This window comes from Fundidesulfovibrio soli (assembly GCF_022808695.1).
Taxonomy (GTDB): Bacteria; Desulfobacterota; Desulfovibrionia; order Desulfovibrionales; family Desulfovibrionaceae; genus Fundidesulfovibrio; species Fundidesulfovibrio soli.
The window spans coordinates 36,243-62,892 of sequence record NZ_JAKZKW010000012.1 but is presented as its reverse complement, the minus strand read 5'-3'; the positions used below and the strand labels follow the sequence as shown (position 1 = coordinate 62,892).

Genomic DNA, 26,650 nt, shown 5'->3' with positions numbered 1-26,650 from the left:
CCCCCCCCCCCCCCCCCCCCCCCCCCCCCCCCCCCCCCCCCCGCGGTTGGCGCGCCGGTCCCCCCCCGGCCGCCCCCCCCCCCCCCCGCCGGAGGCTTCTTCTCCTCCTGCGCCTGCCGGGTTTGAAGATGCCTCCGGCGGGCAAAGAGGGCTCCGCCCTCTCTGCACACTCCCACCAAAGGGCCTTCGGCCCTCTGGACTCCATTTCGGCTTCGCGCCGGGGGCGCAAGCATCCACAAGCCGCGAAGCGACAGCAGGGGCCGAGCCCTCCCGAACGGGGAGCCGGAGGATGTTCTTCAAATACATCCCCGGCTTCCCGCTGGGGAGGGCTCGGCCCCTGCGTGAAGAGAGCGATCCTCCGGCAAAGGAGGGCTATTTCCCGGCCAGCTCCCGCAGGGCGTCCAGCACTTCCTGGGCGTGCCCCTTGCTGGATGCCTTGGGCCAGCGCCGGGCCACCGTGCCGTCGGGCCCGACAAGCACCGTGGAGCGGATCACGCCCTCGCACTCCTTGCCGCAGACCTTCTTGGTCCCCCAGCCGCCCAGGGCCTTGATGGTCTCAAGCGACGGGTCGGAGAGCAGGGCCACGCCCAGCCCGTTCTTGCCCATGAAGTTGCGGTGGGCCTTGATTGAATCGCGTGAGATGCCCCAGACCACGGCGCCGAGCTTCTCGAACTCGCCCGCCAGGGCCGTGAACTCCTGCGCCTCGACGGTGCAGCCCGGGGTGGAGTCCTTGGGGTAGATGTAGGCCACCACCCACTTCCCGGCCATGTCGGCCAGGCTCAGGCGCTTCTCGTCCCGCGTGGGCAGCAGCGCGTCCAGTTCGATCTTCGGCGCAGGCGCGCTCGTTTCAAGGCTGCTCATATTGTTTTCTCCTCATGGTTGCGTGGCCGCGCCGCCGGGTCTTCCATTCCGGACGGCCTGACGCTATGATGGCTTCGATGCTGGAGAGTTTCCAAAATTTCGGCGACCAGTACAAGGTCGTATTCGGGCTCATCCTGGCCGCGTCGCTGGCGATGTCCGCCCTGCTGTATCTGCTGCGCGGCAGGACCCTGGCCCGCTCCCCGCGCAAGGATCACCGCTTCGCCCCGGAAATCTTCTCCCTCTTCGCTTCCATGTATGCGTTCTTCCTCGGTTTTTCCATCGTGACGCTCTGGTCCAACTACACCGCGACCAAAAGCTGCGTGGTGCAGGAGGCAGGAGCCCTGCTGACCACCTACCGCCTCTCCCTGGCCCTGGACGGGTCCGGCGCGTTCCGTTCCGGGCTGATGGCCTACGCCAGGAGCGTGGTGGACGACGAATGGAAGACCATGAACGCCTCCAACACCATGAGCCTGCACGCCTCCGAACAGCTCTCCGAGTCCTGGAGGGCGTTCGTCGCCGTGAAGCCCGTGGACAAGGGCGACATCTCCCTCTACACCGCCGTGGGCAACGCCCTGTCTGAGGTCAGCCGCAACCGCCAGCTGCGCGAGCAGGCCCTGCAGGGCAACCTGTACGCGCCCATCTGGGTGATCCTGATTTTCGGGGCCCTGGCCGTGCTCCTGGGGCTGTTTCTGTGCAACCCGGAGCAGACAAGGTCGCAGGTGTGCATGGAGGTGATCATGATTTTCCTGATCCTCTCCTGCCTGTTCTTCATCCAGGATATCGACACGCCCTTCTCCGGGATCATCACCATCGCCTCCAGACCCTTCACGGATGTCCACGCCGCCATGCTCACCCTTGCGGGGGCCGCGCCGTGAGGAGCCTCGACCGCGGCTTCCTGCGCTACGCCGGTGCCATGCCGGCGTACGACATGTTCAAGATGCAGCGCCTGGCCGGACACCAGGACATCCCCACCGAAAACACGGCCGAAATGCCGGACAAAATACATACGCCCATGCGAACAAGCGATATGTCAGGAGTATTGGAGACGGACCTGCCCGACGCCGTATTGGAACGAGGCAGACAGGCCGCGGCCGCAGGCGCGGACGCCCCGGACGCCGTGCTGGAGCGGGGCAGACAAGCCGCGGCCGCAGGCGCGGACAACCCTGACGCCATCCTGGCCAGGGGCAGGCAGGCCGCCCCGGAGCGGGACGGCGGGCGCGTGATTTCCCAAGAGGCCTGACGGCCCCTTCACTCGGCTGAGGGCGTGAACAGCCCGCCCTCGGGCATGGGCTTTCCGGCCTGGCGCATGGCCTCGGCGGCAAGGGCCTCGATGGCCTGACGGCCCTCCTGCCCCACGTCCATGCTGAAGGCCGTGACGAAGGTGGCGATGTGCGCCGCCGTGACCTCCGGCGAAAGCTCCTGCGCGTTCTCGGCCACGAAGCCCGCGCTGTCCTGCGGATTGTCCCAGGCGTGGGCCAGGCTGGCCTTGATGGCCGCCTCCACCAGGGCCACGGTCTGCTGCTCCATGTCGCGCCGCACGGCGATGACGCCCAGAGGCAGCGGCAGGCCGTAGGCTGTCTCCCACCACTCGCCGAAATCCATCACCAGCTTGAGCCCCAGGTCCGCGTAGGTGAAGCGCCCCTCGTGGATGACCACGCCGGCGTCCACCTCGCCACGGGCCACGGCGGGCATCACCTCGTCGTAACGCAGCTGCACGCGCTGGCCCGGCACCCCGGCCAGGGAGGCCAAGAGCGCCGCCGTGGTGCGCGCCCCGGGCAGGGCCAGGGTCGTGAACGGCATGTCCGGGTCGCGGTCGGCCCGGGCCACCAGCAGGGGGCCGCAGCCGCGCCCGAGCGCCCCGCCGCAGGGCAGCAGCCGGTAGTGCGGGGCCGCGTCCGGGATGGCCGCCAGCGAGATCTTCACCACGTCCAGCGCGCCTTGGGCGGCCAGGTTGTTCAACTCCTCCACGTCGGCCATCACCAGGCGCGACAGGCCGAACCCCGGCTGGCGTGGGGCCAGGCCGTGGATGAGCGCGTGGAAGATGAACGTGTCGTTGGGGCACGGCGAGATGCCCAGACTCAGTTGACGAAGGGGGGCTTGGGGGGTATCGGTGACCACCTGGTCATCATAGATCGGAACAATCATGGACGCAAGCGACACCTTCCGCAACATTCCCCCCGACAAGCAGCGGCGCGTGCTGGAGGAGGCCTCCAGCGAGTTCGCCCGCCACGGCTTCCTGGGGGCCAGCATGAACCGGCTGGCGGCCCGCCTGGGCATCGCCAAGGGCTCCATCTTCAAGTATTTCGGCAACAAGGAAGGCCTGTTCGCCCAGGTGTTCACCGGCTCGGTGGAGCTGCTCTCCGGCTCCCTGCGCCAGGCCCGCGACGAAACCGCCGGGCTCCCCCTGGCCGAGCGCCTGGAGCGCGTGCTGCTGGTGGGCGCGCAGTTCGCCCGCAGCCACCCCAACATCTACCGCATCTACCTCAAGATGCTCTTCAACGAGGACTTCCCCCTGCGCGAGCGCCTGCTGGCGCAGGTGCGCGCCCTCTCGGCGCGCTTCCTCACCCCCATCATCGAGCAGGCCAAGGCGGCGGGCGAGCTGCCCCCGGGCCTGGACGTGCCCCTGGCCGTGTTTATGGCCGACGCCGTGCTGGAGCGCTTCGTGCAGCTCCAGGCCGCGCCCGGCATGGATTCCGGACCGCAGATCGGCCCGACCTTCGGGCTGGACGACCCTGAAACGTCGCGCCTGACAGCCGCGAGGCTGGCCAGGATGCTGGCTGGAGGTTTCACCGTTGGATAGACGCCACATCGAATCGCTCGGGCTCGGCCCAGTGCTTGACAAGGTGCTCGCCGCCGAGCGCCTGAGCCTGGACGAGGGCCAGGCCCTCTACGACTGCCCCGACCCGCACGTTCCGGCAGCCCTGGCCATGCACGTGCGCACCCGGCTGCACGGCGACACGGCGCGCTACGTGATCAACCGCCACGTGAACCCCACCAACGTCTGCGTGAACCGCTGCCGCTTCTGCGCCTACCGGCGCGACCCCGGACAGGAGGGGGCCTACGTGCTCACGGCGGACGACGCCCTGGCCAAGCTGGCCGCCGCCGGGCCGCTGGACGAGATCCACATCGTGGGCGGTTGCCACCCGGAGCTGGGCCTGCCCTACTATGAAGACCTGGCCGCACGCGTGCGCGCCGCCTATCCGAAAGCTTCCATCAAAGCCCTTACCGCCGTGGAGATCGACCACCTGGCCACAATGGCCGGGCTGGACGCCTCCGAGGTGCTGACCCGGCTCAAGGCCGCGGGCGTGGACATGCTGCCCGGCGGCGGCGCGGAGATATTCGCCAGCGGCCCGCGCAACGCGCTGTGCCCCGAGAAGATCGGGGGCGAGCGCTGGCTGGAGGTCATGGGCCTGGCCCACAAGGCCGGGCTGCGCTCCAACGCCACCATGCTCTTCGGGCACCTGGAGTCCACCCGGGACCGGCTGGAGCACATGGACGCCCTGCGCCGCCAGCAGGACGCCTCGGGCGGCTTCGTCTGCTTCATCCCCCTGCCCTACCTTCCCGGCAACAACCCGCTGGGCGCCGAAGCCAGCGGCCCCTCCGCCATGGACGTGCTGCGCACCATGGCCGTGGCCCGGCTCATGCTGGACAACTTCGCGCACATCAAGGCCTACTGGGTGATGCTGGGGCTCAAGCTCTCGCAGCTGTGCCTCTCCTGGGGCGCGGACGACCTGGACGGCACCGTGGTGGAGGAGCGCATCGGCCACGACGCGGGCAGCGACTCCGCCCAGGCCCTGACCACCGCCGAACTGGAGGAGGCCATCCGCCAAAGCGGCTTCACCCCCATACGCCGCGACGGCCTCTTCAGGGAGCAGAGCGATGTCTGAGATGTTTGATTCCGAAAAGGTTCTGGCCGTTGCCGAGGCCGTGCGCGCGGGCGAGCGCCTGGACGCTGACCAAGCCCTGCTCCTGTCCCGGGAGGCCAGCCTGCCCCTGCTGGGCAGCCTGGCCCACGCCGTGCGCCTGCGCCTGCACCCCGAGCCGGTGGTGACCTACGTGGTGGACCGCAACATCAACTCCACCAACATCTGCCAGTGCGGCTGCCGCTTCTGCGCCTTCTTCAAGGCCCCGGGCGTGCCCGGCGGCTACGTGCTGACCCGCGACGAACTCTCCCAGAAGATCGAGCAGACCCTGGCCCTGGGCGGCAGGCAGATCCTCCTGCAGGGCGGGCACAACCCGGAGATGGGCCTGGTCTACTACGAGTCCCTGCTGCGCTTCATCCGCGCCAAATACCCGCAAATCCACATCCACGCCTTCTCGCCCCCGGAGATCGTCTACTTCGCCTACATGTCCGACGTTAGCGTGGCCGAGGTCATCTCGCGGCTGCGCGAGGCCGGGCTGGCCTCCATCCCCGGCGGGGGCGCGGAGATCCTCTCGGACCGCGTGCGCTCCCTGGTGGCCCCGGCCAAGTGCTCCACGGCCCAGTGGCTCGACGTGATGCGCCAGGCCCACCTGCAGGGGCTGCGCACCACGGCCACCATGATGTTCGGCCACGTGGAGACCTGGGAGGAGCGCATCGGCCACATGACCGCCCTGCGCGAATTGCAGGACGAGACGCGCGGCTTCACGGCCTTCATCCCCTGGGGCTTCCAGCCCGACAACACTGCCCTGGGCGGCAGGAAGTGCTCCCCGCAGGAGTACCTGCGCGTGCTGACCGTCTCGCGCCTGGTGCTGGACAACATCCCCAACCTCCAGGCCTCCTGGGTGACCATGGGCCGCGAGATCGCCCAGGCCTCGCTCTGGCACGGGGCCAACGACTTCGGCTCCACCATGATCGAGGAAAACGTGGTGGCCGCCGCCGGGGTGCGCTTCCGCATGGACGAAGCCGGGGTCAGGGATGCCATCGCGGCCGCGGGCTTCGCGCCGCTGCGCCGGTCCATGGACTACTCCCCCTTCGAGGAACAGGCCCCGTGCGCGTAGGCCGCATCAGCTACCTGAACGTCCTGCCCATCTACCTGCCCCTGGAGGCGGGCTGGATGGAGCACGGCTTCGAGTTCGTGCAGGGCCCCCCGGCCGCGCTCAACGAGTTGGCCCGGGCGGGCGGGCTGGACATCTCCTCCTGCTCCTCGGTGGAGTACGCCCGCAACCCCGAGCGCTACCTGCTCCTGCCGGACCTGGCCATCGGCAGCAAGGGGCCGGTGAAGAGCGTGCTGCTGCTCTCCCGCGTGGCCCCGGAGACCCTGGGGGACAAGTCCGTGCTGGTCACGGCGGAGACGCACACCTCGGCCGTGCTCCTGCGCATCGCGCTGAGCGACGTATACGGCATCCGGCCGCAATTCTTGGCCGCGCCCGGCTCCATCCGGGAGTCGCTTGACGCGGGCGCGACGCCGCAGGCCGTCCTGGCCATCGGGGACGAGGCGCTCAGCCTGCGCTCGGACGAGCGCTTCCCCTTTCAGATCGACCTGGGCGAACTCTGGCGCGACTGGACCGGCCTGCCCTTCGTGTTCGGGGTCTGGGTGGCCAGGCGCGAATCCTGGAATGCGGACCGCGCCGGGATGCTGGCCGCTGCCGCCCTGCTGCGCCGCTCCAAGGAGGCCGGAGTGGCCGCCATCGACAAGGTGGTGGAGCTGGCCAGCCTGGCCCACACCCGCATGACCAGGTCCCAGCTGCGCAACTACTTCGACCACCTGAGCTACGAGCTGGGCGCGCCCGAGCAGGAGGGCCTGAACCGCTTCTTCGCCAGCATGGCCGAGCACGGGGTGATTCCCCGCGCCCCCAGGCTGGAAATCCTGGGCTGACGGGCCTCTGCGGGCTTGCTTCGCCCAGCGAAGGAACGTACACCAGGGGCCATCCGAATTACACAGGAGCCCCCGGCCATGCACCGCATCCTCCGCAGCCTCGCCCTTGCCCTCTGCCTCGTATGCACCCTGGCGGCCGCCGCCTCAGCCACCGAGGTCAAGCTTTCCGGCGACGTGCGCGTCTACGGCGCGTTCTGGCAAAAGCCGCAGTACACCGGATGGAACTACAACGGCACCCGCACCCAGGACGCCTTCACCGTGTTCGAGCGCGTGCGCGTGCGCGCCGACTTCATCGCCAACGAGGCCTTGAGGTTCCGCCTCTCCTGGAAGAGCGGCGACATCCCCTGGGGCGCCAGCACCTTCACCGTGGACAACCCCACCACCGTGCTGAAGGTCTACCAGGCCTACATGCAGTTCCGCCTGCCCGGCACGCAGGTGGAGTTCACCGTGGGCCAGCAGGACATGGAGCTGCCCACCTCCGCCGGCTGGCTGGACGCCAACCCCGTGTTCGGCGGCACCCGCACCACGGCGGCCATGGTCAAGTTGCCCTTCTCCGAGCAGTTCTCCTTGGTGGGCGGCTTCACCCGGCTGCTGGACGCCAACAAGGATTTCGACCTGACCACCACCCAGGTTCCCGACGAGCTTGACGGCTACATCCTGACCCTGCCCGTTACGCTGGAGGGCTTCCAGGCCACGCCCTGGGCCATGCTGGCCGTGGCCGGGCGCAACGCGGGCTACGGCTCCGTGCAGGTGGGCAACGGCGGCTACTCCAACGAGACCCTGGCCACCAACCTGCTCTCCGCCGCGTCCATGGGCACGGCGGCCACCTGGCGCAACTCGCAGAACGCCTACTGGTGGGTTGGCTCCACCTTCGCCCTCACCGCCCTGGACCCGTTCAAGTTCTACGCCGACGTGGTCTACGGGTCCGGCAACGACACCGACCGGGCCAGGTTCCGCCGCCACGGCCTGTTCGTCGATCTGGCTGCCGAATACACCGGGTTCGCGAGCGTGACCCCGCAGCTGACCATCTGGTACTCCCCCGGCGAGGATTCTTCCGCGCGCAACGGCTCGGAGCGGCTGCCCTCGGTGGTGGACTACTGGTGCCCGTCCAACTCCTTCCTCTTCGACGGCGACCAGCCTTTCAACAACGAGTTCATGAACATCAACCCCGTGGGCGCCTACGGCTTCGTGGCCGCCCTGGACAAGATCTCCTTCATGCAGAACCTCACCCACAGGATCACCGTGAGCTACGCCCACGGCACCAACAGCCCCGCCGCCCTGCGCGCCGCCAACGCCAGCCAGGGCACGGGCAACTACGTGCAGATGGGCCGCGACCTGAGCGACAAGGAGTACGCTGTGGGCATAAGCCTGGACAATCAGTACGACATCTACTCCAACCTCGCCCTGATCCTGGATACGGGCTGGTCCCACGGCAGCTTCCAGACCTCGGTCTGGGGCCACCGCTTCACCGAAGCCGCGCGCAGGGGCGACGCCTTCAAGGTGATGACCGGAATCAAGTACAAGTTCTAGCGGCCGCGCCGCGAGCCAGGAACATCGAAAGGGCCCCCGGAGCGATCCGGAGGCCCTTTTCCTGTTATGTGCCGACCTGAAGGGGCTAGCGCGAGATTCCCACCTTCTTGGCCGCTTCGAGCATGTTGGCCTTGGGGTGGGCGGTGCAATAATTCAGGAACTTGTCCGTGAAGATGTCCAGATTCTTCCAGTTGAGCACGTTGTCCCCGCTGACGCCGCTCAGGTAGCCGTCCAGCCACATGAGGATGAAGCCGGCCGTCTCGGCGTCGGAGGTGGAGACCTCCTGCAGGAACTCCGAGCAGGTGTAGCTCCCGAAATCGATGTTCTGCGGCTGCGCGCTCTTCTTGGCCATGACCGGCGCTGCCATCAGACAGATTACAACGGCACCGAACAAAAATGACCTCATGACCACCTTCCCTTTGGTTTCTGGTTATTCCGCACATACGAAGGTCATTCCAGCCCTGCGGCAATGACTTTGCGTGCCGCCCTAGCTAGTTACCGCTACTGCAATACCACAGGGCCGTCCACAGGCGATCCCTGGGCGCGGCGCTTCCAGAACCGCATGACGACAAGCTCACCCCCCGGGGTGATCCCTCGTGGGTGCGGAACTTCCTCCGCGCCACGGGTCCGCCGCCCCCTCTGCCGGAACGCACATGGCGCAGGACGCGCCGCCTGGATTCCCGGATGACGCGAGTTTTTTTCGACTCCCCCGGCTTGACATTTGTTATACCTGTGACATTTTATGTCACATGAGCTACGTCAACTTTCGCTGGTACTTCTTCTCGTTCACGCTCTCGGCCCGCAGCCAGACCGCCCGGATGCGTGTCTGGCGGCGCCTCAACTCCATGGGGGCGGTGCTCGTCAAGAACGCCTTCTACGCCCTGCCCGCCAGCACGCGCCACCACGAGCAGCTGACCTGGCTGGTCAAGGAGGTGGAGGGCCTGGGCGGCGAGGCACTTTTCCTGGAGACGGCCCCGCCCTCCAACATGACCGGCGCGCAGCTGGCCCGGCTGTTCACCCAGGCCCGCGACGCCGACTGGGCCGCCCTTGAGCGCGAGCTGACCGCCCTGCTGGACGCGGTTCGGGACGCCCCTGAGGACGCCGATGCAGGATCGGGCAAGGAAGCCTGCAAGGCGGGGCTCAAGCGCATCGAGAAGCGCATCGAGGCCCTCGCGGCCATCGACTTCTTCCCCGGGGGGCGCGGCGAGCGCGTGCGCGCCCTGGCCGCGGAGGGCGAGGCCCTGTGCTCGGGGAAGCGCGCGGACCGGGACGGCGGCGTCCTGCCCGCCCAGGACCCGGCCGACTGGCGCGGCAAGACCTGGCTCACCCGCGAGGACCCCTACATCGACCGCCTGGCCTCCTTCTGGCTGGTGCGCCGCTTCGTGGACCCCGAGGCGGGCCTCGAATTCGCGCCCGCCGATTCAAGCCCCCAGGCCCAGCCCGGCGTGGTCCGTTTCGACATGGCCGAGGCCGAGTTCACCCACGTGGGCCGCATGACCACCTTCGAGGTGCTTTGCGCATCCTTCAGGCTGGAGCGTGAGTTGCCCGCGCGCCTGCGCGACATCATCCACTCCATCGACATGGACGAAACAGACGCGGGACCGCCCGAGGCCCCCGGAGTGAAGCTCACCCTGGACGGGATCGTGAGCCTCAACCCGGACAGCCTTCGCCGCACGGAACAGGCCATGCTGTTCTTCGACGCCCTGCTGGCGGCCTGCAAAACCCCCAATGGAGAATCATCATGAAAGACACCGCCATCCAAGTCGCCAACCTGATGGCCGCCTCGGCCCGCACCGCCCCCAAGGCGGGCGGCAAGGACTTCCTGGAGATCGCCGTGATCAGCCAGGAGGCGGACCTGCAGCGCATCGCCCAGGCCATGCGCGACTACGCCCCCAAGAGCAGCAACGAGGCCTACTGGCTCCGCGACGCCGACAACATCGCCAAATGCCAGGCCCTTGTGCTGGTGGGGCTGTCCGGTTCCCCAACAGCCGGGTACGACTGCGGGGCCTGCGGCCACGCCACCTGCAAGGACTTCGCCCAGACCCGCACCACCTCGGAGACGCCCATGGGCTACTCTGGCCCGCACTGCGTCATGCGCATGATGGACATCGGCTGCGCCCTGGCCTCCGCCGCCAAGACCGCCTCCCTGCTCAACCTGGACAACCGCGTGCAGCAGCGCGTGGGGGCGGCGGCCCGGGCCCTGGGCTTCATCGAGGCCAGCGTGGTCATGGGCATCCCCGTGGGCTTCCACGGCAAGTCCATCTACTTCGACCGCTCCGCGCCCAAGCACTAGGAGCGGCCACAAGGCACACCCATGAACACCTTCCGCAACCTCTGCGCCGTTGGCTTCCTGGCGCGCTTCTCCTACGCGTTGGCGCGCAACCCCGTGCTGCCGCTCTTCGCCCTGTTCCTGGGCGCGGGCCCGGAGGCCATCGGCCTGGCCGTGGGCATCTCCACCGTGACGGGCATCTTCTTCAAGCTGCCCTCGGGCGCGCTCTCCGACGTGGTGGGCCGCAGGCGCACCATGCTGGCCGGGCTGACCGTGTTCGGGGTGATGCCCTTCTGCTACCTGTTCATCGACAGCTACGGGGCGCTGCTTGTCGTGCGCTTCCTGCACGGCCTGGCCACGGCGGTCTACGGACCCGTGGCCATGGCCGTGGTGGCGGACGCCGCCGGGGCCCGCAAGGGCGAGATGCTCTCCTGGTTCAGCTCCGTGGGCATCGTGGGCGGGCTGCTGGGCGCGCCCATCGGCGGCCTGCTCCTGGACGTGGGCCACTCCGGCGGGCCCGTGCTCTGGCAGTTCCGGGCCGTGTTCGCCCTGAGCGCGCTCACGGGCATGGCCGCGCTGATCCTGGGCCTGCGCACCCTGGGCATCCACGAGAACGTGGAGCAGGGCCTGGGCTTCCGCGAGCGGCTGAGCCGCTTCGCCGAAGGAATCCGCGAGGTGCTCTCGGACCGTCGCATCGTGACAACCTCCTGCGTGGAGGCCGCGCAGAACATGGCCATGGGCGCGCTGGAGGCATTCATGCCAGTGTACGCCGTCACCGTGGCCGGGCTCTCCGAGTTCCAGGCGGGCCTGCTCTGGGGAGTGCAGATCGTCACCACCATGCTCTCCAAGCCGCTCATGGGCCGCTTCTCGGACTCGCGCGGGCGCAGGCCGCTCATCGCGGGCGGGCTGGCCCTGTGCGCGCTGTCCTTCGCGGCGATCCCCTTCCAGGGCGGGTTCTGGGGCCTGGCCTGCGCCTGCCTGGTCTTCGGCCTGGGCGAAGCGCTGGTGGCCTCCTCCTCTGCGGCCCTGGTGGCTGACATGTGCCGCCAGCGCCACTTCGGCTCGGCCATGGGCGCCTTCGGCACCATCTTCGACGTGGGCCACGCCTCCGGCCCCATCCTCTCGGGCCTGCTGGTGGCCTGGCTGGGTTACAAGACCACCTTCCCGCTGATGGCCTGCGTGCTGCTGGCCGCCATACCCCTGTTCCTGGCCAGGGTGCCCGAGGAGGCCGAGCAATGAGGCTCTCGCCCTTCAGGATGCTCTGCGCGGCCGGGCTGCTGGCCATCCTCTCCAGCACCATGTCCAAGAACCCGGTGCTGCCGCTCTTCGCGGCCCACTTGGGGGCCGGGCCGCAGGGCATCGGGCTGGTGGGGGCCGTCTCCCCGCTGGCCGGGGTGCTCATCAGCATCCCGGGCGGGCTGCTCTCCGACGCCTTCGGGCGGCGACGCATGCTGGCGCTCTCCGCCCTGGTGTTCGCCAGCGCCCCCTTCGCCTACCTGCTGGTGGACGGGGTGTGGGGCCTGGCCCTGGCCCGCTTCTACCACGGGCTGGCTACCGGCATCTTCCTGCCCGTGGCCATGGCCGCCGTGGCCGACGCCCACCAGCAGGACCGGGGCGAGAAGATGGGGGCGTTCTCCTCGGCCACGCTGGCGGGGCGCTTCATCGCCCCCCTGCTGGGCGGCCTGGCCCTGGGCCTGGGCTTCGACGCGGTGTACGTGCTCTGCGGGGTGGCGGGCATCGGCGTGTTCCTGATCTCCTGGCGGCTGCCCGCCCTGGTGGAGAAATCCCCTCCCAGGCAGCGCCCGCCCCTGCTCCAGAGCCTGCGCGAGACGCTGGCCAGCCGCTCCATCCTGGCCGGGTGCGTCCTGGAGGCCGGCATCCTCTTCGCCTACGGCATCTTCGAGACCTTCCTGCCCCTGGTCAGCCTGGAGCGGGGCAACCCGGCCTGGGTCACGGGGGCGCTGTTCTCGGCCCAGGTGCTGGCCGTGGCCCTGACCAAGCCCTTCTTCGGCCGCCTCTCCGACCGCGCGGGCCGCACGGGCCAGATGCTCACGGGGGCGGCGCTCACGGCCCTGTGCTGCGCCGCCGTGCCCTGGGTCAGCAACCTGGCCGGGCTGGCGGTCCTGGCCGTGGGCCTGGGCCTGGCCCTCTCCGTGGCCACCTCGGCCAGCCAGGCCTTCGTGGCCGACGCCAGCACGCGCGAGCACCGGGGCGCGGCCATGGGCCTCCTGGGCTCCATCATGGACATCGGCCACAGCACCGGCCCCCTGCTGGGCGGCATGGCCGCCGCCCTGGCCGGAAGCGCCGGGGCCTTCGTCCTGGGCGGGACCGTATTGGCGGCCTGCGCCGCCGGAGTCTTCCGGGCCACGCGGCAGCCAGGGGCCGCAACGTAGCTCCTGCTGGAGACGGACTCCCCCTCCCTGTTCACCAAGGGTCCGGCCGGATGTTTCCCAGGCCGGGCCCCTTCCCTGGACGTTGCCTCACCGACGTCCGATTCATTCCTGCCGCATTGAAACGCGAGCGTTGCTTTCCTCGTCTCTAACGATGCGCATTGCGCTTGCGTTCCCCAAACATTTTTCATAACCCCCTGTTCATGACTGGAATGACCTCCTGCACCACGAACCAGGTACCTCAACGGGTATTGTATCTCGACACGCTTCGCTGCATCAGCATCTTGGGCGTGGTCCTGCTGCATTGCGCCATGCCTCTGCTCGGCTCCTCCGACATGGCCGAACTTCTGCCCGGGCTGATCTATTCCGCCCTGTGCATGTTCTGCGTGCCTACGTTGATCATGATCAGCGGCGCGCTGCTCCTGGGCGACCCGCGCCCGCTGCGCCTGGGCAAGTTCTTCGGCAAGCGCTTCGCAAAGATCGCCTGGCCGCTGGTGATCTGGTCCGCCGTCTATTACCTTGCCACCTGCATCGTCGAGCCCAGCGCGCCCAACCTGATCAGCTTCGGCAAGCGCCTGCTCACCGGGCTCTGGGCCGGGCCGCTGTGGTTCCTGTACATGATCGCAGGGGTGTACCTCATGGTGCCCTTCCTCAAGCCCGCCTTCTCCGACCCGCGAACGCCCCTGGGCCCGCTGTTCGTGGGCCTCCTCTTCGGGATCACCGCCCTGAACCTGGCCACCCGCCTGCTCTGGCAGCACGACCTGAACACCTTCCTGACCAGCGCCGTGATGCCCCACTACCTGGGATATTTCGTGCTCGGCCACGTGCTGCACCAGCGCACGGTGCGGGTGCCGGGGGGGCGCGTCACGCTTGCCCTGGCCTTCCTGGCCTTCACCGGGGTGAACGTGGTGGGCGAGTACGTCTGCGACAAATCACCGGACATGCTGCCCGACAGCTTCTTCAACTACCACCAGCCGTTCTCGATGCTCGCGGCCGTGTCGGCCTTCCTGCTCTTCAAGCAGGACGGCTGCGCCGGGCTGGGCTTCGCCAGCAAGGCCATCCAGACCGTGAGCCGACTCTCCTTCGGCATCTTCCTGGCCCACGCCCTGATACTGTTCCTGGTCACGGGCGCGCTGCCCCTGCTTGTGCAGCCCGGGCAAGGGCTGGACTGGACCACCGTGAACCCCTGGGTTGGCCCGCTGCTCACCGCACTGGTGGTGTTCATCCTCTCAGCCCTGCTGACCTGGGGATTGCAGCGCACGCCCTGGCTGCGCCGGGCCGTGCCGTGAGCCGCGTTCACACCTGCTGACGCTGAAAAAAAGCCCCCGCGCCGTATTCCGGCGCGGGGGCTTCGCGTTATTCAGGCCTGCGAGGCTCAGGCGTTGCGGTCCAACTTGCGCTTGATCTCCATGAGCACGCCGTGGGCGGCCTCCAGCCTGCCCTGGGAGATGCCGTCCAGCACGTAGTCGCTGAAGCCGTGGGCCACCTTTTCGAACTCCTCCAGCACGGGCTCGGCCTTCTCCGTGAGCACCACGCGCTTCACGCGCCTGTCCGCCGCGTCGCTCACGCGGCGCACCCAGCCGTCCTTCTCCAGCCTGTCCAGCAGCCGCACCAGGGAGGAGCACTCCACGAACACGGCCTGGGCCAGCTCACGCTGGGTCATGGCCTCCTCGTTGAGGGCCAAAGCCCAGATCACGGTCCAGGTGGCGCTGGAGAGGCCCAGGGGCTTGAACAGCTCGTCCAGGCGCGCCTTCCAGGCCCGCGACACCTCGTAGATGGTCAGGCCGATGTGCCTGGGGTCGCGGTTCTCGTCGCGCCAGCGGCAGCTAGTGACCATTGCTTGCCTCCCCGGCCTTGAAGCGCAGGCGCGCGCCCAGGTTGACGATGATCTTGTAGAACACCGGGATGAAGAACGGCGCGATGACCGTGGCCCCGAGCATGCCGCCCACCACGCCGGTGCCGATGGCGTGGCGGCTGGCCGCGCCCGCGCCGGAGCTGACGGCCAGGGGCAGGCAGCCCAGCACGAAGGCCAGGGAGGTCATGATGATGGGGCGGAAGCGCAGCTTGGAGGCCTCCAGGGCGGCCTGGGCCGCGTCCATACCTTTCTTCTGGCGGGCCGTGGCGAACTCCACGATGAGGATGGCGTTCTTGGCCGCCAGGCCGACCAGGGTCACCAGGGCGATCTGGAAGTAGAGGTCGTTCATCAGGCCCCGGCCCCAGGTGGCCAGGATGGCCCCGAACATGGCGAAAGGCACGGCCAGGACCACCGCCACCGGCAGGGACCACCGCTCGTACTGGGCCGCCAGGATCAGGAAGACCATGACGATGGCCAGCACGAACACCAGGCTGGAGGTGCCGCCGGTGAGCTTCTCCTGGTAGGCGGTGCCGGTCCAGGCCAGGGTGTATTCCGGGGGCAGCGCGGCCGCGGCGGCCTTCTCCATGGCCGCGATGGCCTGGCCCGAGCTGAAGCCCGGGGCCGGGCCGCCCATGATCTTGGCCGCCGGGAACACGTTGAAGCGCTCCACCACCTCGGGGCCGCTGGTGAGCTGCACGTCCACCAGGGCGGTCAGGGGGATCATCTCGCCGCGCTGGGAGCGCACGTACACGTCGCGCAGGCCCTCGGGGCGGTCGCGGAAGTTGGCCTCGGACTGGAGCATGACCCGGAAGGTGCGCCCGTACTTGTTGAAGTCGTTGATGTAGTAGGCCCCGAAGGTGGCCTGCATGGCCTCGAACACGGCGTTCACCGGCACGCCCAGGGCCTTGGCCTTGTTGCGGTCCAGGTTGACGCGCAGCTGCGGCACGTTGGCCCCGAAGGTGGTGGAGAGCCTGCCCAGCTCGGGATGCTTGGCGCCCTCGGCCATGACCTTGTCCAGCATGCCGGCCAGGGCCTTGCTGTCGCCTTCGCCGCGGTTCTGGATATAGAGTTCGAAACCGCCGGTGCTGCTCATGCCCTGGATGGGCGGCGGGTTGAAGGCCAGGGTCAGGCCGCGGGGCAGGGCCATGCCGCGCCCGAAGATGCGGCCCACCAGGTCGAAGGAGCTCTCGCCCGGCTTGGTGCGCTCATCCCAGGGTTTGAGGTCCAGGAACGAGGTGGAGTAGTTGGAGCGCGACGCCCCGGTGAGGAAGTCGTAGCCGGAGAAGGTGATGTTGCTGCGCACCACGGGGTCCTGCAGGTTCATCTTGTCCAGCTGGGAGCTCAGCTCCAGGGTGTGGTGCAGGGCCGCGCCGTCGGGCAGGATGTTCACGGCCAGGGCGTAGCCCTGGTCCTCGTCGGGGAGCATGCCCGAGGGCGTCATGCGGAACAGGGCCATGGCCCCGGCGCACAGCACCGCGAACAGCAGCACCGCGACCCCGGCCCGCCTGAGCAGGAAGGCGACCCCGGAGGAGTACCCGGAGGTGATCCTGTCGAACCAGGCGTTGAAGCCCCTGAAGAAGCGGTTCGGCTCCTCATGCACGGGCTTAAGCAGCAGGGCGCACAGGCTCGGGGTGAGCGTGAGCGCCACCAGGCCGGAGATGACCACCGACACCGCGATGGTGATGGCGAACTGCTTGTACATCTGGCCGGTGAGCCCGCCCAGGAAGGCCACGGGCACGAACACGGCGCAGAGCACCAGCACGATGGCGATGACCGGGCCGGTCACCTCCTCCATGGCCTTGGCCGTGGCCTCCTTGGGGCCGAGCCCCTGCGTCCGCATGATGCGCTCCACGTTCTCCAGCACCACGATGGCGTCGTCCACCACGATGCCGATGGCCAGCACCATGCCGAAGAGCGTGAGCGTGTTGATGGTGAAGCCCAGCATGTACATGCCCGCGAAGGTGCCGATGATGGAGACCGGCACGGCCAGGCAGGGGATGAGCGTGGCCCGGAAGCTCTGCAGGAAGAGGTAGACCACCAGGAAGACCAGCAGCATGGCCTCGGCCAGGGTCTTGACCACCTCGTGGATGGAGACGCGCACGAAGGTGGTGGTGTCGTAGGGTATGGCGTAGCCCACGCCCTCGGGGAAGCGCTTGGAGAGCTCGTCCATCTTGGCCTTGACCCGGTCGGCGGTGTCCAGGGCGTTGGCCCCGGAGGCCAGGAAGATGCCCATGGGCACCGTGGGGTGGCCCATGCGCTTGCCCACGAAGCTGTAGTCCTTGGAGCCCAGCTCCACGCGGGCCACGTCCTTCAGGCGCAGGGTGGAGCCGTCGGGGTCGGCGCGCAGGATGATGTTCTCGAACTCCTCGGCCGTGGCCAGGCGGCCCTGGGTGATGACCATGTAGTTGACGTCCACGGGCGCGGGCTGCGGCTCCTCGCCGATGCGCCCGGCCGCGTACTGGGAGTTCTGCTCCCGCACGGCGGCGGCCACGTCGGCCGGGGTCAGCTTGAGCTGGGCCAGCTTGTCCGGGCGCAGCCAGATGCGCATGGAGTAGTCCTTGGCGCCGAAGATCATGGCGTCGCCCACGCCGGGCACGCGCTTGAGCTCGTCGATGACGTTCACCAGGGCGTAGTTGCTGACGAAGATGGTGTCGTAGCGGCCCTCCGGCGAGTCCATGGAGAGCACCATGAGCATGTTGGAGGACTTCTTGGTCACCGTGACGCCCTGGCGGCGCACGTCGTCGGGCAGGAAGGGCTGGGCCGCCTGCACGCGGTTGTTGACGTTGATGGTGGCCTGGTTCGGGTCGGTGCCCACGGCGAAGACCACGGCGATGGTCACGGAGCCGTCGCCCGCGCTGGTGGAGCGCATGTAGAGCATGTTCTCGACGCCGTTGATCTGCTGCTCCAGGGGGGCGGCGACCGTCTGGGCGATGATCTCCGGGCTGGCGCCGGGATAGGCCGTGGCCACCAGGACCTCGGGCGGGATGATGTCCGGGTACTGGGCGATGGGAAGCGCCCGCAGGGACACCAGCCCGGCCAGGATGATGACCAGGGAGATTACCGTGGAGAAGACCGGGCGCGAAAGGAAGAAGCGCGAGATCATTTGGCCCCCTGCGCGGCGGCCGGGGCCGGGCCACCCTGGCCCTGGGCTGCCGGGGCGTCGCCGCGCACCGCGACCTGCACGCCGGGGCGCACCTTGATCACGCCCTCGGTGATGATGCGCTCGCCCGGCTCAAGCCCGCTCTCCACCAGGTAGGAGTTGCCCATCAGCTCGCCCAGGACCACGGGCCTGGGCTGCACCACCTTGTCCGCCCCCACCACCCACACGAGCGCGCCCTGCTGGGTCTGAAGCACGGCGGCCTGCGGGATGGCGATCACGTCCTTGAGGCGGGCGCCGTTCAGGCGCACGCGCACGAACTGGCCGGGCAGCACCTCGGCCTCGGGGTTGGGGAACTCGGCGCGCACCTTGACCACGCCGGTGTTGGTGTCCACGCTGGTGTCGGTGAAGTTGATGCGCCCGGTGCGGGAGTACTGCCCGCCGTCGGGCAGGGCGATGGTCACCAGGAAGTCGCCGTTGTCGAAGGCGATCCTGTTCTCGGCGCGCAGCTTGCGCATGCGGGAGAACTCGGAGCCCGGGATGGAGAAGTTCACGTAGAGGGGGTCGAGCCGCGTCATGGTGGTCAGCAGGCTGGTCTCGGAGTTGGCCACCACCAGGCTGCCCTCGGAGCGGGTCTCCTTGCTGGTGATGCCGGTGATGGGCGCGGTGACCTTGGTGTACTCCAGGTTGAGCGCGGCCTCGCGCACCTTGCCCTTGGCGGCGTCCACCTCGGCGGAGGAAGTCTGCAGGTCGGTCTGGGCGTCGTCGCGGTCCTTCTGGCTGACCACGCCCTCCTTGAAGAGCTTGGCCATGCGCTCCTGGTCGCGCCGGGCCTTGGCCAGCCTGGCTTCGGCCTGGGCCAGCGCGCCCTTGGCCTGGGTCAGCGCGGCCTGGAAGGGGGCGGGGTCGATGACGAACATCAGGTCGCCCTCCTTGACGCGCTTGCCCTCCTCATAGGCGCGCTTGAGCAGGATGCCGCCCACCCGTGCCCGCACCTGCACCTCGCGCGAGCCGGCGGTCTGGGCCATGTACTCGATGTGCAGGGGCAGGTCGGCGCGGGTCACGGTGGCCGCCACGACCTCCGGCGGGGGCATCCCGCCAGGGGCCTGGGCCGGGGAATCCTTGCCGCAGCCGGCCAGGGACAGCACCGAAATCAGGGTCAGCAGCGCCCACATGGCGGACGCGCGCTGCCGGTAAACTCTCGAAAACATATGCCCTCCGGGTGCGCCGGGCGGGATCTGCCCGGCCGGCTTTGTTAGAGCACTAATTATTAGCACTACACGCACCGAGTGCATTGCCGAAGAGCCAGCGCATGTCAACATTTTGGGGCACGAGCGATCAGGCGGGGGTTGTGGGGAGGGCAGCTCGTGGTTATTGGGGGGCATGCCGAACGCAATCGTGGACGTCGCCATCAACGTGCTGGGCAAACCGGCCCAGACCGCACTGGCGCTCTTTTCGCTGCTGCGCCACAGCGGGCACCACATCGGGACCATCTATTTCATCGAGGAGCCGGGCCCCCTCAACAGCAACTACAGCCAGGCCGAGCTGCTGGCCGCGCTGGGGGGGCGCGTCAGGCGCTTCCTGCCGCAGGCCACCAACTGGCGCTACGCCGTGGACCCAGAACGCCTGGCCGACCCGGCCTACCGCCACACCCTGCGCTACCAGTACGCCTTCGAGGCAACGGACAAGCCCTACCTGCTCATCATCCACAACGACTGCGAGTTCGTTGGAGACGCCGTGGGGCTGCTGCTGGAGAACATCGGGGAGGCCACCGGCGCGGGCGAGATCGGGCAGTGCTGGCTGTGCCCGGCGGCCATGCGCGGGCTGTGCGGCCCCGGCCGCTACCTGGACTACCGGCCGGATTACGCCCAGCTCGAGGCGCTCTACGCCTCCATCGACCCGGCCGTGTACCGCCGCAAGTACACCGAGGCCCCCACGGACGAGCTCAAGCGCCGCCCCTGGCCCCTGCCCGAGTGCCGCCTCAACGAGTTCTGCTGCCTGATCGACATGGAGAAAGCCCGCCCCGTCACCTGCCCCCAGGGGCCGGCCCGCCCCTTCGGGGCCTACGTGGACGTGGGCGACCCCTACACGGGCAACGGCATCCTGGATATCGGGGTAGCCTGGTTCGGCGACCTGGCGCACATGGGCCACGCCTTCCGGCACGTGGAGCTGAAGGAGTGCGTGCTGCACGAGGGGGTGGGGCACAAGGCCCTCTTCGATGAGGAACGCTACGTGGCCTGCGAGGAGCGCGCCGTGGACATCCTGGCCGAGAAATTCACGCGTTGAGGCCCGCGGCCGGCCCGGCCCCGCGCGCCGCAAGCACTTTGGCCACCACCTGGCGCAGTTTATCCAACTCCACGGGCTTGCTCAGGTAAGCATCCATCCCGACGGCCAGGAACTTCTCCCGGTCTCCGGTCATGGCATAGGCCGTCAGCGCGACGATGGGCACCCTGGCCTGCGTCCTGAAGGCCTCGGCCCCGCGTATGGCCCGTGTGGCCTCCACGCCGTCCATCACGGGCATCTGGATATCCATGAGCACCAGCTGGCAGCCCCCGGCCGACAGCGCCTTGAGCGCCTCGGCCCCGTTGCCCGCCTCGTCCACGAGGCAGCCTTCCTTCTCCAGCATGCGGCGCATGGCCATACGGTTGACCCGTTCGTCCTCCACAAGCAGCACCCGCAGCCCTTCGGGCAGCCGTGGGGGAGCGTCAAGTCGGAGCGCGGGCCTGGCTTCCTCCGCCTGGGGGATTCCGGGCTTGAGCGGCAGGCAGACGTGCACGGCCGTGCCTTGGCCCTCCTCGCTCTCAATGGCGATGCCGCCGCCCATCATGGCCACCAGGCGTTTGACTATGGCCAGGCCCAGGCCCGCGCCCTGATGGTCGCGCACGTAGGACTGGCTGACCTGGGTGAAGGGCTGGAACAGGGCGGATATCTTCTCTTCCGGCATCCCGATGCCCGTATCCCGCACGGTGAACACCACGCGTGAAACATCCTGGCCGCACCCGTCGCGCCATGAGGCCCCGGGGTAGACCTCCACAACCACGTGACCGGCTTCCGTGAACTTCAGGGCATTGCCCACCAGGTTGAAGAGCACCTGGCGCAGCCTGTGCTCGTCGCCCGTGAGCCAGGCGGGCAGGGCTTCGGAGACCTCGATGAGCAGCTCGAGCCCCTTGCGCCTGGCCTCGTGGCGGAAAAGGTCGCGGATGGGCTCGGTCACGCCGGACAGGCGGAAGTTGGCTGTTTCAAGGCTCAAACGGTTGGACTCGATGCGCGACAGGTCCAGGATGTCGGAGAGCAGGCGGGCCAGCCTCGCTGACGCGGCGATGCCGGTATGCACGTATTCGGCCTGCTCACTGTCCAGTTCGGTGGTCTGGAGCAGCTGGAGCATGCCCAGGATGCCGTTGAGCGGGGTGCGCACCTCGTGGCTCATGTTGGCCAGGAACTCCGATTTGCTCTTGCTGGCGGCCTCGGCCTGCTCCTTGGCCTCCTTGAGCTCCAGGTTCATGCGGTGGACCTCGGAAAGGTCCACGTCGATGCAGTACATCTCCTTGGAGCCGCCAGGCCCCGGCTGCATCACGTGGGAGGAGTAGACCGGCACGTCATGGCCGTCCTTGTGCCTGAGAACGAGCTCCCCCGGAGGGATTGGCACGCCCCGCTCCACCCAGTCCGTGACGGCCTGGATCACGCCTTCGCGCATTGGCCCGGGTATGATGAGGTCCTCCAGCTGGCGGCCCAGTGCCTCCTCCTGCGTGTAGCCGTAAATTTCCTCGCTGGCCTGGTTCCAGAGTATCACGCGCCGATTCGCGTCGTAGCCCTGGATGGCGATCCGGCGCACGCTCTCCACGATATTGCGGAAGCGGCTCTCGCTGACGCGCAGGGCTTCCTGGGCCAGCCGGGCTGTGGTGACGTCTATGTTGAGCCCCATGACGCCGAGCATCCGGCCCTGGTCCACGATGGGAGTGGCCACCTCGTGGAAGATGCGCCGCCCGCCCAGCGGCAGCACGTACTCCCTCTGAGAGCAGACCGTCTCGCCGGAATAGACCCTACGGTTGTTCTCGAGCCAGGTTTCCCTGACATATGGATCGACGCTCAGGTCCGCCGGGGAGCCTTCGCTGAGGTCGCCCCAGAGGCGGAGGGACTCCTGGCTCTGCATGATGATGCGCTGGGCGGGGTCGCGCGCCCAGAAATCAACGGGGAGGTTGCGCAGCATGGCCCGGAACAGGGCCTCCCTGCTTTCAAGCGTATCGCGGGAGGGGTGGTCTTCGGCGGGGCCGTGGCAGGCGGAGTCACGGGAGCGTAACGCGCGCAACTCGCTCTCCAGCCGGGCGTTGCTCGCTCGAAGCTCCTCAATGACGGCGAGCAGTTCCGCTCGCTCGGGGTCGGCATGTGGCATCGTCTACCTCGCCGGGCACGGATTGGTTGACGCTTCCAGCCAGCGAACCCTCGGGAGGTGTCCGCAGGCCGGCCAGAAGGGGATACTCCGCCGGAGTCAAAAAATGTCGCTTCGGATGCCGCAACACTGCCTTACCACGGTGAAAGCACCCCGGTAATAAGACATATCATGTCCGTTCTGTCCACAGGCTTGCCGAATAAATCGCCCTCTCTCGCCGCTGGCGGCGCTCCCCGTCCACAGGCATGTTTCAGGCATTCCCGGCCGCCACAAGGCTCCCGGGAGGCAGGCAACGCCCCGGCTTCCCGCATGAGCGGAAGGGCAGCACAAGGTAGACGCGCGTGCCCCGGCCCTCCTCGCTTTCCACTTCCAACGCCCCGCCCATGAGCTTCACCAGGCGGCGCACGATGGATAGCCCCAGCCCGGCCCCCTGATACTGGCGGATGTAGCTGCCCTCGCCCTGGACGAAGGGGTCGAAGATATCCTTGAGTCTGGCGTCGGATATGCCGGGCCCCGTGTCTTCCACCAGGAACAGCAGGCGCTCTTCCTGCGGCCCGGTCCCTGGCAGGCGGCTGATCTCCACCCGCACGCGCCCGCGCGCCGTGAACTTCACCGCGTTGCCCACGAGGTTGAATAAAATTTGGCGCACGCGGGGCTCGTCGCCCGCCAGCGTGGGAGGGACATCCGGGGCCACCACGCACTCCAGTGTGGTGCCCGCTTCGAGCGCGGCCGGAGCGAACAGCTCCTCCAGGTCCGCCGCCAGGGAGGCGGGGGCGAAGGGCGCCGGTTCAAGCCCGATGCGGCCTTCCTCCAGGCGGGAGAGGTCCAGTATGTCCCCGAGCAGATTGGCCAGCCGCCGGGACGACTTGAGGACCATGTGGAGATGTTGCCGCTGTTCCAGATCGAGCGCACTGGTTTCCAGCAACTGCAGCATGCCTATGATGCCGTTGAGGGGCGTGCGCAGCTCGTGGCTCATGTTGGCCAGGAACTCGGACTTGGCCTCGCTGGAAGCTTCGGCCGCTCGCCGGGCCTCCTGCAGCTCGGCCTCGTTTCGCCGGCGGAGCGTATCGTCGCTGAAGGTGATGGAGACGGCCCTCGGCGCATCCTCGCCATCCATCAGAACGGGCGTGGTGTTCACCGTGATCCAGCGAAACCCGCCTGAGGGCGGAGAGACGCCCAACACGGCGCCGATCACCGGGTTTCCCGTGCGCAAGGTGCTCATGGAAGGGAAGTCCTCCACCGCCATGGGTTCGCCGTTCTCCCAGGTGACCTTCCAATCCCTCTCCCGGATGGGGCGCCCCAGCGCCTCTTCCGCCGGTACGCCGAGGATCTCCTCCGCCTTGGCGTTCCAGGTGCGGACCACGCCCGAGGCGTCCATGAGCACAATGCCGACTCCGGCCCGCTCGACCACGGCGCGGTATCTGGCCTCGCTCTCGCGCAGGGCGTCCTGGGCCAGGACCCGCCCGGTGACGTCGTGAACCAGGGAGAACAACACTGCCCGGCCGTCCACCCGGGCCGGGGAACAGAAGACCTCCACGAAGCGCTGCTCCCCGTTCCTGAGCCGCTGGGGCGCCACGAACCCGCCGCCATCCGCGCCGAGCGCGCCCTTGAGGCCCGTGACGAAATCCTCCCGGGGCAGGGCGCTGATGCCGGCGAAGTCCATCCCGCGCAGCTCGGCCGGGCGGAAGCCGTAGAAACGCGCCGCGCCTTCGTTGGCGTCCAGAATGTCCAGGCTTTCGGCATCCAAAAGCAGGATGGGCGCCGTATGGGTGTGGAACAGGCTGCGGAAGCGGTCCCTCTCGATGGCCAGATCGTGCTGCAGACGCTCGAAATAGGCCAGGATGAGCGCCAGGGCAGTGAGAAGCCCCAGGACCCCGCCGATGATGAAACCCCAGGGGGCGATGAGGCCCAGTGGCCGAAGGATGGGGTAGTTGAGGGCGTGCAGGCCCCAAAGTATGAGCACCCACCCCGCCAGCCGCCCGCCAACGCCGCCGGGAAGCGTGTTCCGGAGCATCGTGCGTCCGACGATGACCATCGCGACCCCGAAGATGCCGTAGGTCGGCACATAGAACCAGGGCATGGGGATGTGGACGATTCCCCCCGCGCAGACCCAGGCAGCCGCGGCCCCGAACAGGCCGTGGAACCATCGCCCGGGCCTCTTGGCCATGAGCTCATAGACGCCCAGCAGCAACAGGGCCGAGGAGCAGAGAACCAGCACCTGCTCCAGCAGCAACAGCCCTTGGCCCTTGCCCCAGTACACGCCGCCCAGGACTGCCATATTGCGCAGCGTGAGGGAGCTCCAGGCGCAGGCCCAGTACAGCAGCGCCTTGTCGCGGTGCTTGAGATAGAGGAACGCATTGACCAGAACGAACAGGGAGAAGGAGATGATGCCTGCGAGCAAGGAGAACACAAGCGGGTTGTTCATGACCGTTACGAATGTCTCGAACTGTTATAGAGACTGTGCGGTTCGCCCACCGGCCGCCGCGCAAACACCCAAGAAAGCAACATATATAAACAAACCCGATATAAACACAAGGATTATGTCCTGCCGGGCGAGGGGACTCAGTCCGCCAGCTTGTCCTCCAGCTCGGCCCAACGCGCGTAGAGCCTGTCCACCTCCGCCCGGGCCTCCTCCTGCCGGGCCATGCGCAGCTGCAGCTCCGTGGGGTCGTGGGCCACGGCAGGGTCGGCCAGCTCGGCTTCGCGCGCGGCCAGGGCCTCCTCGGCCTGGGCGATGGCCTGCTCCATGCCGTCGAATTCCTTCTGCTCCTTGTAGGTGAGCTTCTTGGCGGGCTGCTTGGCCGGGCGGGCCTTGGCCTGGGCCGGGGCCTGGCCTGGAGTCTCGGCCCGCTCCGCCTCCTCCCGGACGCGCTCCCACTGCTCCAGATCGGCCAGTGGCACGGCCCCGCCGCGCCCGTCCAGGCCCAGAAGGCCGGTGGACACGGTGTCCAGCAGGTAGCGGTCGTGCGAGATGAGCACCACTGCCCCGGGGAAGTCGCGCAGGCTCTCCTCCAGTATCTCCAGGGTGGGGATGTCCAGGTCGTTGGTGGGTTCGTCCAGCAGGAGCACGTCCGCCGGGCGCAGCATGAGCTGCGCGATGAGCAGCCGGGCCTGCTCCCCGCCTGAGAGCAGGCTCACGGGCAGGTCCAGCTGATCGGGGCGGAACAGGAAGCGCTTGGCCCAGCTGACCACGTGCACGGAGCGCCCCCGGTAGACCACGGCGTCCCCGTGGGGGGCCAGGGTGGCCTTGAGGCTGAGCTGCTGATCCAGCCGGGCGCGGTTCTGGTCGAAGTAGGCCACCTCCAAGGCCGGCGCGCGGCGCACCTCGCCCTGGTCCGGGGCGTCCTCCCCGGCCAGGATGCGCAGCAGCGTGGACTTCCCGCTGCCGTTGGCCCCCACCAGGCCCAGGCGCACGCCCGGGGAGAGCACGATGTCCAGGCCGCTGAACAGCTCGCGCCCGCCCAGCGATTTGGAGACCCCCTCCGCCACCATGAGCCGCCTGGTCTGGCGGGAGGTGCCCCCGAACTCTATGCCCGCACGTCCGACCTGAATGTTGCGTTCGCGCGTCTCGGCCAGCTCGCCCATGAGCCTGCCCGCCTCGTCTATGCGCGCCTTGGCCTTGGTGGTGCGGGCCTTGGGGCCGCGCCGCAGCCACTCCACCTCGCGGCGCACCTTGTTGGCCAGAGTCTCCTCCAGCCCGGCCTGGGCGGCCAGAAAGTCGGCGCGCTTTTCCAGGAAGGTGCTGTAGGGGCCGTCCACGCTCAAGAAACCTTCGGGGTAGGAGCGGGCCAGCTCGATGGTGCGGGTGGTCGTGTTCTCCAGGAAACAGCGGTCGTGGCTGATGACCACGTAGGCGAAGCGCGCCCCGCGCAGCATCTTCTCAAGCCACACCACGGACTCCAGGTCCAGGTGGTTGGTGGGCTCGTCCAGCAGGAGCAGGTCCGGCTCCTGGGCCAGGGCCCGGGCCAGGGCCAGGCGTTTGCACCACCCGCCGGAGAGGCTCCCCGCGCTCTGGGCGTGGTCCGTGAACCCCGTGCGGGAGAGGGCCGCCCCCACCCTGACGTGCAACTCGGCCTCGGCGAGGCCCTCCCCGGCCAGGGGCGCGGCCACCACCTCGGAAACGGTGGCGTCCAGCGGGAATTCGTCCTTCTGGGCCAGATGGGCCAGACGCACCTGCCTGCGCGGGATGCGCTCGCCGGAGTCGGGCTTCTCGAACCCCGCCAGGATGCGCAGCAAGGTGGACTTGCCCGAGCCGTTGGCCCCGATGAGGCCCACACGTTCGCCCTGGTGCAGGGTCAGGGTGATGTTCGAGAACAGGGTGCGCGCCCCGTAGGCCTTGGCGATGTCGCGGATGGAAATCAGGGTGCTCATGGGGCTCTGGCAATAGTGCATCCCGAGGGCCGCGTCAAAGCGGGCCGGAGGCTTCAGGCAGGGGCGGACAGGACGCTTCCCCCGTGCCAAGA

The 26,650-nt window shown here is 68.5% G+C and carries 22 protein-coding genes; 13 read left to right on the top strand and 9 right to left on the bottom strand.

From position 1 onward, the window contains the following. Window positions 1-372: 372 nt before the first annotated feature. Complete coding sequence (locus tag MLE18_RS11555; RefSeq protein ID WP_243438954.1) at window positions 373-861, bottom strand: peroxiredoxin; 489 nt, start codon at window positions 859-861, stop codon at window positions 373-375. Window positions 862-938: 77 nt separating this feature from the next. Between MLE18_RS11555 and MLE18_RS11550 the strand changes: the two genes are divergently transcribed. Both MLE18_RS11550 and MLE18_RS11545 read left to right on the top strand, forming a co-directional pair. Then, window positions 939-1,736, top strand: a complete 798-nt coding sequence (locus tag MLE18_RS11550) for a bestrophin-like domain (protein WP_243438953.1) — start codon at window positions 939-941, stop codon at window positions 1,734-1,736. After that, entirely contained in the window at window positions 1,733-2,101 is a 369-nt protein-coding gene (locus tag MLE18_RS11545) for a hypothetical protein (protein WP_243438952.1), read from the top strand. The genes MLE18_RS11550 and MLE18_RS11545 overlap by 4 nt, the downstream gene beginning before the upstream one ends. A gap of 8 nt (window positions 2,102-2,109) precedes the next feature. On the opposite strand, the gene MLE18_RS11540 is transcribed toward MLE18_RS11545, so the two are convergent. Next, a complete protein-coding gene (locus tag MLE18_RS11540) occupies window positions 2,110-3,006 on the bottom strand; it encodes a 1,4-dihydroxy-6-naphtoate synthase (RefSeq protein ID WP_243438951.1) in 897 nt (298 codons plus the stop codon). Here MLE18_RS11540 and MLE18_RS11535 point away from each other — a divergent pair. The 5 genes from MLE18_RS11535 to MLE18_RS11515 all read left to right on the top strand — a co-directional run bounded on the left by MLE18_RS11535 (window position 3,005) and on the right by MLE18_RS11515 (window position 8,189). Further along, window positions 3,005-3,661, top strand: a complete 657-nt coding sequence (locus MLE18_RS11535) for a TetR/AcrR family transcriptional regulator (protein WP_243438950.1) — start codon at window positions 3,005-3,007, stop codon at window positions 3,659-3,661. The genes MLE18_RS11540 and MLE18_RS11535 overlap by 2 nt on opposite strands. After that, the gene (mqnE, locus tag MLE18_RS11530; protein ID WP_243438949.1) at window positions 3,654-4,748 is read left to right on the top strand and encodes an aminofutalosine synthase MqnE; all 1,095 of its coding nucleotides are present in this window, start codon (window positions 3,654-3,656) and stop codon (window positions 4,746-4,748) included. Before MLE18_RS11535 ends, mqnE begins: the two co-directional genes overlap by 8 nt. After that, complete coding sequence (mqnC, locus tag MLE18_RS11525) at window positions 4,741-5,841, top strand: cyclic dehypoxanthinyl futalosine synthase (protein ID WP_243438948.1); 1,101 nt, start codon at window positions 4,741-4,743, stop codon at window positions 5,839-5,841. The genes mqnE and mqnC overlap by 8 nt, the downstream gene beginning before the upstream one ends. Further along, window positions 5,832-6,659: a menaquinone biosynthetic enzyme MqnA/MqnD family protein gene (locus tag MLE18_RS11520; protein WP_243438947.1), complete on the top strand. Its 828-nt coding sequence runs from the start codon at window positions 5,832-5,834 to the stop codon at window positions 6,657-6,659. Before mqnC ends, MLE18_RS11520 begins: the two co-directional genes overlap by 10 nt. Window positions 6,660-6,737: 78 nt before the next feature. Further along, on the top strand, window positions 6,738-8,189 hold the full coding sequence (locus MLE18_RS11515) for an outer membrane homotrimeric porin (RefSeq protein ID WP_243438946.1): 1,452 nt from the start codon (window positions 6,738-6,740) through the stop codon (window positions 8,187-8,189). Between the two features lie 85 nt (window positions 8,190-8,274). Here MLE18_RS11515 and MLE18_RS11510 read toward each other — a convergent pair whose 3' ends face one another. Beyond that, window positions 8,275-8,595 carry an HdeA/HdeB family chaperone gene (locus MLE18_RS11510; protein WP_272881622.1) on the bottom strand — a complete coding sequence of 107 codons (321 nt, stop codon included), beginning with the start codon at window positions 8,593-8,595 and terminating at the stop codon, window positions 8,275-8,277. A 343-nt stretch (window positions 8,596-8,938) separates the two neighbouring features. Here MLE18_RS11510 and MLE18_RS11505 point away from each other — a divergent pair, with 343 nt between their 5' ends. The 5 genes from MLE18_RS11505 to MLE18_RS11485 all read left to right on the top strand — a co-directional run bounded on the left by MLE18_RS11505 (window position 8,939) and on the right by MLE18_RS11485 (window position 14,137). Next, entirely contained in the window at window positions 8,939-9,934 is a 996-nt protein-coding gene (locus tag MLE18_RS11505; protein WP_243438944.1) for a chromate resistance protein ChrB domain-containing protein, read from the top strand. Beyond that, window positions 9,931-10,482 carry a ferredoxin domain-containing protein gene (locus tag MLE18_RS11500; protein ID WP_243438943.1) on the top strand — a complete coding sequence of 184 codons (552 nt, stop codon included), beginning with the start codon at window positions 9,931-9,933 and terminating at the stop codon, window positions 10,480-10,482. The genes MLE18_RS11505 and MLE18_RS11500 overlap by 4 nt, the downstream gene beginning before the upstream one ends. A gap of 21 nt (window positions 10,483-10,503) precedes the next feature. Continuing rightward, window positions 10,504-11,697, top strand: a complete 1,194-nt coding sequence (locus MLE18_RS11495) for an MFS transporter (protein ID WP_243438942.1) — start codon at window positions 10,504-10,506, stop codon at window positions 11,695-11,697. Next, window positions 11,694-12,851, top strand: coding sequence for an MFS transporter (locus tag MLE18_RS11490; RefSeq protein WP_243438941.1), 1,158 nt, complete (start codon window positions 11,694-11,696; stop codon window positions 12,849-12,851). Before MLE18_RS11495 ends, MLE18_RS11490 begins: the two co-directional genes overlap by 4 nt. A 200-nt stretch (window positions 12,852-13,051) precedes the next feature. Then, on the top strand, window positions 13,052-14,137 hold the full coding sequence (locus MLE18_RS11485; protein WP_336605581.1) for an acyltransferase: 1,086 nt from the start codon (window positions 13,052-13,054) through the stop codon (window positions 14,135-14,137). Window positions 14,138-14,223: 86 nt separating this feature from the next. On the opposite strand, the gene MLE18_RS11480 is transcribed toward MLE18_RS11485, so the two are convergent. Genes MLE18_RS11480 through MLE18_RS11470 form a run of 3 tightly spaced genes read right to left on the bottom strand, consistent with a single transcriptional unit; the run spans window position 14,224 to window position 19,011 of the window. After that, window positions 14,224-14,685 carry a MarR family winged helix-turn-helix transcriptional regulator gene (locus MLE18_RS11480; RefSeq protein ID WP_243438939.1) on the bottom strand — a complete coding sequence of 154 codons (462 nt, stop codon included), beginning with the start codon at window positions 14,683-14,685 and terminating at the stop codon, window positions 14,224-14,226. After that, window positions 14,675-17,806, bottom strand: coding sequence for an efflux RND transporter permease subunit (locus MLE18_RS11475; RefSeq protein ID WP_243438938.1), 3,132 nt, complete (start codon window positions 17,804-17,806; stop codon window positions 14,675-14,677). Before MLE18_RS11475 ends, MLE18_RS11480 begins: the two co-directional genes overlap by 11 nt. Next, entirely contained in the window at window positions 17,803-19,011 is a 1,209-nt protein-coding gene (locus tag MLE18_RS11470; protein WP_243438937.1) for an efflux RND transporter periplasmic adaptor subunit, read from the bottom strand. Before MLE18_RS11470 ends, MLE18_RS11475 begins: the two co-directional genes overlap by 4 nt. 172 nt (window positions 19,012-19,183) lie before the next feature. Here MLE18_RS11470 and MLE18_RS11465 point away from each other — a divergent pair, with 172 nt between their 5' ends. After that, a complete protein-coding gene (locus tag MLE18_RS11465) occupies window positions 19,184-20,086 on the top strand; it encodes a hypothetical protein (RefSeq protein ID WP_243438936.1) in 903 nt (300 codons plus the stop codon). Here the strand turns inward: MLE18_RS11465 and MLE18_RS11460 are convergent. The 3 genes from MLE18_RS11460 to MLE18_RS11450 form a co-directional block, all read right to left on the bottom strand. Then, the gene (locus MLE18_RS11460; RefSeq protein ID WP_243438935.1) at window positions 20,076-22,190 is read right to left on the bottom strand and encodes a PAS domain-containing hybrid sensor histidine kinase/response regulator; all 2,115 of its coding nucleotides are present in this window, start codon (window positions 22,188-22,190) and stop codon (window positions 20,076-20,078) included. The two genes, MLE18_RS11465 and MLE18_RS11460, sit on opposite strands and share 11 nt — an antisense overlap. Window positions 22,191-22,437: 247 nt before the next feature. Then, window positions 22,438-24,612: a PAS domain-containing sensor histidine kinase gene (locus MLE18_RS11455; protein ID WP_243438934.1), complete on the bottom strand. Its 2,175-nt coding sequence runs from the start codon at window positions 24,610-24,612 to the stop codon at window positions 22,438-22,440. 137 nt (window positions 24,613-24,749) lie between these two features. Next, complete coding sequence (locus MLE18_RS11450) at window positions 24,750-26,558, bottom strand: ABC-F family ATP-binding cassette domain-containing protein (protein ID WP_243438933.1); 1,809 nt, start codon at window positions 26,556-26,558, stop codon at window positions 24,750-24,752. Between the last annotated feature and the right edge of the window lie 92 nt (window positions 26,559-26,650).

Excerpts from the sequence above, each read along its gene's own strand:
- MLE18_RS11510 (WP_272881622.1), bottom strand. The coding sequence starts at position 8,595 with ATGAGGTCATTTTTGTTCGGTGCCGTTGTAATCTGTCTGATGGCAGCG.
- MLE18_RS11465 (WP_243438936.1), top strand. The coding sequence starts at position 19,184 with ATGCCGAACGCAATCGTGGACGTCGCCATCAACGTGCTGGGCAAACCG.
- MLE18_RS11450 (WP_243438933.1), bottom strand. The coding sequence starts at position 26,558 with ATGAGCACCCTGATTTCCATCCGCGACATCGCCAAGGCCTACGGGGCG.
- MLE18_RS11515 (WP_243438946.1), top strand. The coding sequence starts at position 6,738 with ATGCACCGCATCCTCCGCAGCCTCGCCCTTGCCCTCTGCCTCGTATGC.
- MLE18_RS11555 (WP_243438954.1), bottom strand. The coding sequence starts at position 861 with ATGAGCAGCCTTGAAACGAGCGCGCCTGCGCCGAAGATCGAACTGGAC.
- MLE18_RS11505 (WP_243438944.1), top strand. The coding sequence starts at position 8,939 with ATGAGCTACGTCAACTTTCGCTGGTACTTCTTCTCGTTCACGCTCTCG.
- MLE18_RS11460 (WP_243438935.1), bottom strand. The coding sequence starts at position 22,190 with ATGCCACATGCCGACCCCGAGCGAGCGGAACTGCTCGCCGTCATTGAG.
- MLE18_RS11455 (WP_243438934.1), bottom strand. The coding sequence starts at position 24,612 with ATGAACAACCCGCTTGTGTTCTCCTTGCTCGCAGGCATCATCTCCTTC.
- MLE18_RS11480 (WP_243438939.1), bottom strand. The coding sequence starts at position 14,685 with ATGGTCACTAGCTGCCGCTGGCGCGACGAGAACCGCGACCCCAGGCAC.
- MLE18_RS11535 (WP_243438950.1), top strand. The coding sequence starts at position 3,005 with ATGGACGCAAGCGACACCTTCCGCAACATTCCCCCCGACAAGCAGCGG.
- MLE18_RS11470 (WP_243438937.1), bottom strand. The coding sequence starts at position 19,011 with ATGTTTTCGAGAGTTTACCGGCAGCGCGCGTCCGCCATGTGGGCGCTG.
- mqnC (WP_243438948.1), top strand. The coding sequence starts at position 4,741 with ATGTCTGAGATGTTTGATTCCGAAAAGGTTCTGGCCGTTGCCGAGGCC.
- MLE18_RS11490 (WP_243438941.1), top strand. The coding sequence starts at position 11,694 with ATGAGGCTCTCGCCCTTCAGGATGCTCTGCGCGGCCGGGCTGCTGGCC.
- MLE18_RS11485 (WP_336605581.1), top strand. The coding sequence starts at position 13,052 with ATGACTGGAATGACCTCCTGCACCACGAACCAGGTACCTCAACGGGTA.
- MLE18_RS11475 (WP_243438938.1), bottom strand. The coding sequence starts at position 17,806 with ATGATCTCGCGCTTCTTCCTTTCGCGCCCGGTCTTCTCCACGGTAATC.
- MLE18_RS11550 (WP_243438953.1), top strand. The coding sequence starts at position 939 with ATGCTGGAGAGTTTCCAAAATTTCGGCGACCAGTACAAGGTCGTATTC.
- MLE18_RS11540 (WP_243438951.1), bottom strand. The coding sequence starts at position 3,006 with ATGATTGTTCCGATCTATGATGACCAGGTGGTCACCGATACCCCCCAA.
- MLE18_RS11495 (WP_243438942.1), top strand. The coding sequence starts at position 10,504 with ATGAACACCTTCCGCAACCTCTGCGCCGTTGGCTTCCTGGCGCGCTTC.
- MLE18_RS11500 (WP_243438943.1), top strand. The coding sequence starts at position 9,931 with ATGAAAGACACCGCCATCCAAGTCGCCAACCTGATGGCCGCCTCGGCC.